Below are 7,703 nucleotides of genomic sequence, written 5' to 3'. Positions count from 1 at the left end.
TCCTGTTGCTGGTTGGATCCGGTCGATCGCCGCAACGGGCGTGACTCAAGCCGCCAGACAATTCTTCACGGACGACTGTGTAGCGCTCGTTCATCGCTTTGTCCGCCTTATCGAACCTGCGTCCCGCGCACATATTCATTTCGTATTGGGTTTCGCCCTCGCAGTCATCCTCGGCACTTGCGGTCGAGGATACGGCCAGCATCGCAAGGAGGGCAACTGGTAGGTAGCGCATCGTATAGGTCCATGATCAGCCAGAAGCGCAATGGTTATGGCCGATACAAGCTTACATTGCTCTCTATATCCTGCCTAGGAAGAGAATTCAGGCATCCTTCAGTCCAAGCGCTAAACAAAAACGGGCCTCCGAAGAGGCCCGTTTGACGGTGCCGTATATCGCTTACTTGGACGCCTGCTCGAACATTTCCTCGACATGCTCCCAGTTCACCAGGTTGTCGAGGAAGGCCTTGACGTAGTCGGGGCGACGGTTGCGGTAGTCGATGTAGTAGGAATGCTCCCACACGTCGCAGCCGAGAATCGGCTGGGCGCCGTGCACCAGCGGGTTCTCGCCGTTCGGAGTCTTCATGACGGTGATCTTGCCGTCCTTGAGCGCGAGCCAGGCCCATCCCGAGCCGAACTGGCTGACGCCGGCCTGGATGAAGTCTTCCTTCATCTTGTCGACGGAGCCGAGATCCTCGACGATCTTCTTCTCGAGCTTGCCCGGCAAGGCGCCGCCGCCGTTCGGCTTCATCCACATCCAGAAGTGGATGTGGTTGTAATGCTGTCCCGCATTGTTGAAGAGGGCCTGGTTCTTGCCGTAGGAGCCCTTCACGACCTCCTCGACGCTCTTGCCTTCGAATTCCGTGCCCTTCAGCAGGTTATTGCCGGTGTTGACGTAGGCTGCATGGTGCTTGTCATGGTGAAACTCCAGGGTTTCCCGCGACATGTAGGGCTGCAGGGCATCATAGGCGTAAGGCAGTTCGGGCAGAGTGAACGACATCGGCGTCTCCTTTGAATTGAGCGACCCGGAGCATCGGACCTGAAACTAGTGGCGACTTTGGGGTCGATCCGATGCCCGTCTTGTGCGACCGCGCATCGCCCGATGCGCTTGAGCGTTAGTTAAAGCGCCGGGGGCCCAAGAGCAACGGCCAAGCTCCGGACTTTTTTCTGCTCAAGCTTCACAGCCGGTTGTCTTTTGCCTATAGAAGCATAGCTTTTCCTGGGTAATCTTTGGTTTGCGTATGATGGAGACGGCATGATCATCGCTCTTCTAGCCCTCGCTCTTGCGATGATCCTCGGTGGATTGCTGGCGGCTTTCTTCGGATGGGATATCGTTCTGGTCGAGCGCGGCTGGACCATGGTGATCGCGGGCAGCGTCACGGCCGCAAGCGGCGCGCTTCTTCTCGGCATCGCGGCGGCGGTCTCCAAGCTGGCGAAGATCGAGAGACACCTTTCAGGATCGCAGACCGGCTTCGAAGCAGATGAGCTCGGCCTGAGCCATCGCGCGCCTGGAGCGCTTGCAGGTGCCGGTGCAGGGCTTGCCGGCGGCCTTGCGGCCGCAGAGGCGGCCGGAGCCTACGAGGAGCGTGCCGACGAGAACCAGCCGACCCTTCCTCTCTTCGAGGAGCAGGAGACACGCGAGCAGGATGAGCCCGAGGACAGGCCCGTGGTGGCGGCCGAGTGGCCCGAGGACAGGGAAGTGGCGCCTGTCATTCCCTTCCCGCCGAGAACCACCCCGATTGCCCCGCCTGCCGAGGACGAGTTGGAGCAGGACCTCAAGGTGCCGGACTTCCTCCTCGCTGACCGCCAGCGCAACGACGAGCAGGATCACCTCGTTGCAGAACCCGGTCTCGACCTCGATGCGCTCGATCATGCCGAGCGTGAGCCTGAGGTCGAGGAGCGCGCCCAGGGCGATAAGCCTCAGGAGCCCGTTCTGGACGATGAAGTCGACGCAGAGCCGCAACGCGACGGCGAGCCTGTCGTTGCAGAGGCCGATCAGGAAGCCCCTTCCGAGGACAAGGCAGAATCCGACGAGGAGGGGCCGGCCACGGTTATCGGCACCTACAATTCCGGCGACAACAAGTACGTCATGTTCTCGGATGGCTCGATCGAGGCTCAGACCCCAGGCGGCACCTTCCGCTTCCAGTCCCTGGACGAGCTGAAGGAGTTCATCGCGGCCGGTGGCGAGGGCAGTTCGTCGGCTAGTCTTTGAACAGCGGAGCCAGGGCGCGGAACTCGTCAGTCGCGGCTCGTTCCATCCATTCGAAAGCCACCATCTCCGTGGTCACCCAATGGCATCCCGCATGCAGCAGGCGCGCGCAGGCGGCGCTGACGCTGTGAGGCGAGCGGCTCGACACCGCATCGGCCACCACGAAGACCTCGTAGCCTGACGTCCTGAACTCCAGGGCGGTCTGCAGCACGCAGATATGCGCCTCGGCCCCGCAGATCACGAGGTGATCCCGGCCGCTGCCTCGCAGGGTCGCAATCCGCTCCGCAATCGAAGGCTCCCGGGCGGCCGAAAAGGTGGTCTTCGACAGGGTGACCGCATCGGCGGGGAGCGCCTCCGCCACTGAGGGCAGGGTGGCTCCCAGCCCTTTGGGATACTGCTCCGTAACCGTCACAGGGACCTTAAGCCGGGTGGCGGCTTCCAGCAGGATCGCCAGGTTGCGGACAAGGCTCTCACCCTCGTGGATCGCGGGCATCAGGCGGGCCTGAACATCGACCACGACAAGGTGCGAGCGGCTTGCGTTCATGAGCATGGCATCATTGATCCGGGTTGAAGATCGGCGGTGCACCGGGGATCGGCAGGGTCATGGCGAAACGAAGCCCTTCCTCGGGGAAGTCCATGGAGACGTCCGCCTGGAGCTGGGTTGCCAGGACCCGTTGCAGCAGGCGGGAGCCGAAGCCTTGGCGGGTGGGCGTGCTCACCCGCGGCCCGCCATGCTCCGTCCAGGTGAAATGCAGCACCGGCCGCTCCTCGCCCGGCTCCACCCGCCAGCGCACCTCCACCTGACCACCGAAGGTGGAGAGCGCCCCGTGCTTGGCCGCATTCGTGGTGAGCTCGTGAATGGCCATGCCGATGGGCACCGCGGCCTCCGAGGGCAGCTCCACGTGCGGGCCTTCGACGGTGATGCGGTTGCGGGCGCCGTCCTCGTAGGGGCCGAGTTCGGTCTGGATCAGGTCCTCGAGGGCAGCCTTCTGCCACAGGTCCTCGGTGAGCAGGTTGTGGGTGCGGGCAAGCGACACGATGCGGCCGACGAAGCCCTGGTAGAACTCGTCGATGCTGGATGCGGTGCGGGCGGTGGATCCTACGATGGCCTGGACGGTGGCGAGCGTGTTCTTGACCCGGTGGTGCAGCTCACGGATCAGCAACTGCTGACGATGCTCCGCCTGCTTGTGCTTGGTGACATCGATGTTGACACCGATGATCCTCTTCGGAGCGCCGTCCGGCGCATAGAAGATCACCATTCGGCCCTCGATGTGGCGGAAGGAGCCATCCGGCAGGACAATTCGGTAAGCGAAGGCCAGCTCCTGATCGCCCCGGGGAACAGCCTCGCGGAAGTTCTTCTCGAACGCGGCAACATCGGCCGGGTGAACGCGGGAGCTCCAGCCTTCGTAATTTTCTTCGAAACTGCCGACTTCGATCCCGAACATCTGCTCCTGCTCGGGAGTCCAGGTGATAACTCCGCTGGATACATCCCAATCGAAGACGCCGATCCGCGCGGCGCGCTGTGCCAGCGCCAGACGCTCCTCGCTCTCGCGCAGAGCCGCTTCCGTCTCCTTGAGGCTATGGATGTCGATGCTCGTCCCGATCCGGCCTTTGAACTCGCCGTTCCGATCGTAGTAGGCAACAACACGGGCCAGATACCAACGATAGGTGCCATCCGCTGCCCGATACCGCAATTCCACGGCTTGGAGGTCACGGTCGTCGCTGCGGGCTTCCTGCGCCAATCGTGCTACGTCGTCGGGGTGAACGGCAGAGAGCCAGCCATGACCAAGAGCTTGCTCTAAGCTCAGACCGGTGAATGCGGACCAGCTGCGATCATTGACGTAAAGCAGCTCCAGTTCCGTTGTCGTGATATAGGCGAAACCGGGAAGCGCCTCCGTGAACATCCTCATCCGATCTTCGGTCTCGCGGAGATCATGTTCAGCCCGCACCTTCTCGACCGCAATCCAGGTGCGCTCGGCGACGTCCTCAACGAGGGACAGATCTTCCTTCGTCCAGGACCGGGGCATGGACGAGGTAACATAGAGAATCGCTGTGATCTGGCCGTCCTTGAGCAGCGGGACAGTGAGAACGGCCCTGGCATTGATGGTGCTGTAGAAGCTTTGGAGCGTGGCGTCGCTCGTCCGCGGATCGGTCGCGGTGTCTGCGATGGCAAGGACCTTGCCATCTTTAGAATCGTCGATCATGCCATGCAGGAACTCCCGCAGGCGGTAGGCGCGGCCTTCGTTGCTGATGGCGCCTTTGGACCACTCTCTTTCGACGAGCACAATGTCACGATTATCGTCGACTTCGCCGTAGCCGACACAATCTACCTTCAAGAGTTGGCCGATGCTTTGGGCTGTCGCCTCCATGATCGCAAAAGGGTCCTTGGCGTCCCGGAGCTGCTCATTGAGCTTCAGGAGATATTCCTGCCGGCGCTGGGCATCCTTGATCTCTTCCTTGGCTCGCTCCCGCTCAGTCACGTCCTGCGTGACGCCCACCAGACGAACAGGGCTGCCGTTCTCAAAGATCGGTGTGCCCCTCACGAGGAGGCGCCCGATATAGCCGTCGGGGCGGACGATGCGGTGTTCTATGCTGAAGTCGGAGCGCGTTGCCAGCGCGTAGGTGACGGCCTGGTTGATGCGCTCGACATCGCCCGGATGCTGCAGCTTCTTCAGCTTTTCGAAGCTCAAAGGCTCATCGGCAGGCAGTCCGAGGTGGGTCCTGCAGATCGGACTAGCCGTCATCTCGTTCGTCACGAGATCCCGCTCCCATGAACCCAGGCGGCCGATCTCGAGCGCCAGACGCAGCATGGCGCTGTTTTCGCGCGACTGCGTCCCGCTCATGTCTCGGCCTTTTTCCTGGACATCCGGCTGCCGCTCGCCCTGCGGTGCGGCTCTTGGAAAGGGAGGAACGTCGACCCTGTTGATCATAAAGAATGCTCTTGAGCTGCGTCTGCTGCTTTCTAAGCATTTCCGGAGGCTACGTCACCTCATGCCGTAAACTCATGCTGAGAAGGTGGCAATAATTCAGGAAACGGCAGTATATCCAGGAAAAGGTTAACTCCCCGGACGATCCGGGTTGAAGATGGCTGGTTCGCCGGGAATTTCCATGGTCATGGCGAAGCGCAGGCCGTCCTGCGGAAAGCTCATCTGCACCTGGGCTTGGAGCTGGGTTGCCAGGACCCGTTGCAGCAGGCGCGAGCCGAAGCCTTGGCGGGTGGGCGTGCTCACCCGCGGCCCGCCATGCTCCGTCCAGGTGAAATGCAGCACCGGCCGCTCCTCGCCCGGCTCCACCCGCCAGCGCACCTCCACCTGACCACCGAAGGTGGAGAGCGCCCCGTGCTTGGCCGCATTCGTGGTGAGCTCGTGAATGGCCATGCCGATGGGCACCGCGGCCTCCGAGGGCAGCTCCACGTGCGGGCCTTCGACGGTGATGCGGTTGCGGGCGCCGTCCTCGTAGGGGCCGAGTTCGGTCTGGATCAGGTCCTCGAGGGCAGCCTTCTGCCACAGGTCCTCGGTGAGCAGGTTGTGGGTGCGGGCAAGCGACACGATGCGGCCGACGAAGCCCTGGTAGAACTCGTCGATGCTGGATGCGGTGCGGGCGGTGGATCCTACGATGGCCTGGACGGTGGCGAGCGTGTTCTTGACCCGGTGGTGCAGCTCACGGATCAGCAACTGCTGGCGTTCCTCAGCGTGCTTGCTTTCGGTAATGTCCTGGATGATGCCGCTGGTGACAAGGGTCCCATCCTCGTTCAGGGTCGTCTGTGCCTGGATGGCAATCCAGATCTCGGCCCCGTCGTTGAAGCGCCTCATGCGGTATTGGACGCTGTAGGGTTGCCCTGTCTCGCGTGCTTTTTCTTTGGCCTTGATCATCTGAGGCAGATCGGCCGGATGGATTCTCTCACGGATCTCTTCCGGCCTCACGCTCGACCCGAGGGGCGCACCGATAATCTCGGCCGCACGATCAGAATGGCTCACCAGGTTCGTGGCTGAATCCCAGCTCCAGTCCCCCATCTTGGCCGCCTGAAGAGCGATGCGAAGCTGCTCCTCGCTTTTGCGCAGGGCATCTTCCGTGACCTTGAGATCGTGGATGTCGACGCTGGTGCCGACCCAACCCTTGAACTCTCCGGTTGAGGAGTGGATGGGAGCGCCCTGGATTAGATGCCAGCGATAGTGACCCTCGTGCGATCTGTATCTTGCTTCCGTCGTATAGGGGGTGTGGAGGGTGACGACCGGGACCAGTTCCTCACTCATTCTGGCCATGTCGTCGGGATGAATGGCCCGCGTCCAGCTGTGGCCGAGCGCCTCTTCCCGGGGAAGGCCCGAATAGGTCACCCACCGCTGGTTGGTGTAGAGAAGCTCCGTCTGCGGATTGAGAATCCAGACCAGGGCCGGAAGAGACTCGGCGATCAGGCGGAGCTTGGCGTCCGTCTCCGTGAGATCCATCTCGGCACGCGCCTTCTCCACGGCCGTCCAGGTGCGTTCGGCCACATCCTCCGCCAGGGTGAGATCATCCGTGGTCCAGGCTCGTGGTTCGGCTGAATGCATGTAGAGAATGGCGGTCAGCTTCTGGTCCTTGAGCAGGGGCACAGCCAGGGCAGATCGCGCATTGATGGTACTGTAGGCCGTCTGGACGGCCGGGTTGCTCGCACGGGGGTCGTTTCTGATGTCCTCGACAAAGATGGGGCGCCCATTCTTGAGCTCGGCCATCAGGGTGGGGAGAAAGTCATAAAGGCGGTAGGCCCGACCCTCGTTGCTGATGACACCCTTCGACCATTCCCGTTCGACCAGGATAACCCCTCGGCTCTCATCAACCTCACCGTAGCCGGCGCAATCGACCCTCAGAAGCCGTCCCAGGCTTTGAGCCGTGGTTTCCATGATCGCATCCGGATCATCGAGGCTGCGCAGCTGGTCATTGAGGTCCAGAAGGAATTCCTGACGACGCTGTGTGTGCTGGATCTCTTCCTTGATCTGTTCCCGCTCGGTAACGTCCTGAACGATGCCGAAATGGCGAACGGGCTTTCCATTCTCGTAGACATGCCCGCCCTGCACCAGGATCCGCGTGATGCGCCCGTCAGGCTTGACGATCCGGTGCTCGATGTTGATCCGGGTATTTGTCCGCTCGGCATATGAGATGGCCTGCCTGACCCGCTCCACGTCGGCAGGATGGAAAATCCGCTCAAGATCTTCAAATGTCGGCTCAGCCCCCGAGGGCAGACCGAGAGTCGCCAGGAGGGTGGGAGTGCCACTCATCTTGTCGGTTTCGAGATCACGCTCCCACGCACTCAGCTTGCCCATCTCGAGAGCAATCTGCAACTTGCCGTTGGCCACATGAAGCGCGGTTTCCAGCGCGCGAACACGCTTCTCCAGTTCGGCAAGGCGCTGCTTATCGCTTTCCCTATGGGAAGAGGCGCCGGTGGCCGTTTTGGAGTGGCCCCTTTCAGTCATTGACACGTACTTTCGGAAGTCCCTGGTAGCTCGCTGCTATCTCAACCTATGCG

6 protein-coding genes are annotated in these 7,703 nt (G+C 61.8%); 1 reads left to right on the top strand and 5 read right to left on the bottom strand.

Features of this window, described 5'->3' with window-relative positions; genetic code table 11:
- Positions 1-232, bottom strand: a 232-nt coding sequence (locus JKL45_RS29765) for a lysozyme inhibitor LprI family protein (RefSeq protein WP_246498768.1), incomplete at its 3' end; no start/stop codon positions are given.
- Between the two features lie 162 nt (positions 233-394).
- Positions 395-994 (bottom strand): superoxide dismutase, encoded by a 600-nt coding sequence (locus JKL45_RS21550; protein WP_036359472.1) that lies wholly within the window; start codon positions 992-994, stop codon positions 395-397.
- 255 nt (positions 995-1,249) lie between these two features.
- Here JKL45_RS21550 and JKL45_RS21545 point away from each other — a divergent pair, with 255 nt between their 5' ends.
- Positions 1,250-2,206 (top strand): hypothetical protein, encoded by a 957-nt coding sequence (locus JKL45_RS21545; RefSeq protein ID WP_201863630.1) that lies wholly within the window; start codon positions 1,250-1,252, stop codon positions 2,204-2,206.
- On the opposite strand, the gene JKL45_RS21540 is transcribed toward JKL45_RS21545, so the two are convergent.
- The 3 genes from JKL45_RS21540 to JKL45_RS21530 form a co-directional block, all read right to left on the bottom strand.
- Complete coding sequence (locus tag JKL45_RS21540; protein ID WP_246498766.1) at positions 2,196-2,747, bottom strand: hydrolase; 552 nt, start codon at positions 2,745-2,747, stop codon at positions 2,196-2,198. The genes JKL45_RS21545 and JKL45_RS21540 overlap by 11 nt on opposite strands.
- A 10-nt stretch (positions 2,748-2,757) precedes the next feature.
- Positions 2,758-5,133, bottom strand: a complete 2,376-nt coding sequence (locus JKL45_RS21535) for a PAS domain-containing protein (protein ID WP_201863628.1) — start codon at positions 5,131-5,133, stop codon at positions 2,758-2,760.
- 126 nt (positions 5,134-5,259) lie between these two features.
- Positions 5,260-7,650 carry a PAS domain-containing protein gene (locus tag JKL45_RS21530; RefSeq protein WP_201863627.1) on the bottom strand — a complete coding sequence of 797 codons (2,391 nt, stop codon included), beginning with the start codon at positions 7,648-7,650 and terminating at the stop codon, positions 5,260-5,262.
- Positions 7,651-7,703 lie beyond the last annotated feature (53 nt).

Origin of the sequence: Microvirga soli (assembly GCF_016734765.1) — a bacterium.
GTDB classification, from domain to species: domain Bacteria; phylum Pseudomonadota; class Alphaproteobacteria; order Rhizobiales; family Beijerinckiaceae; genus Microvirga; species Microvirga soli.
The sequence above is the reverse complement of the archived record's forward strand: the minus strand, read 5'-3'. Positions and strand labels throughout refer to the sequence as shown.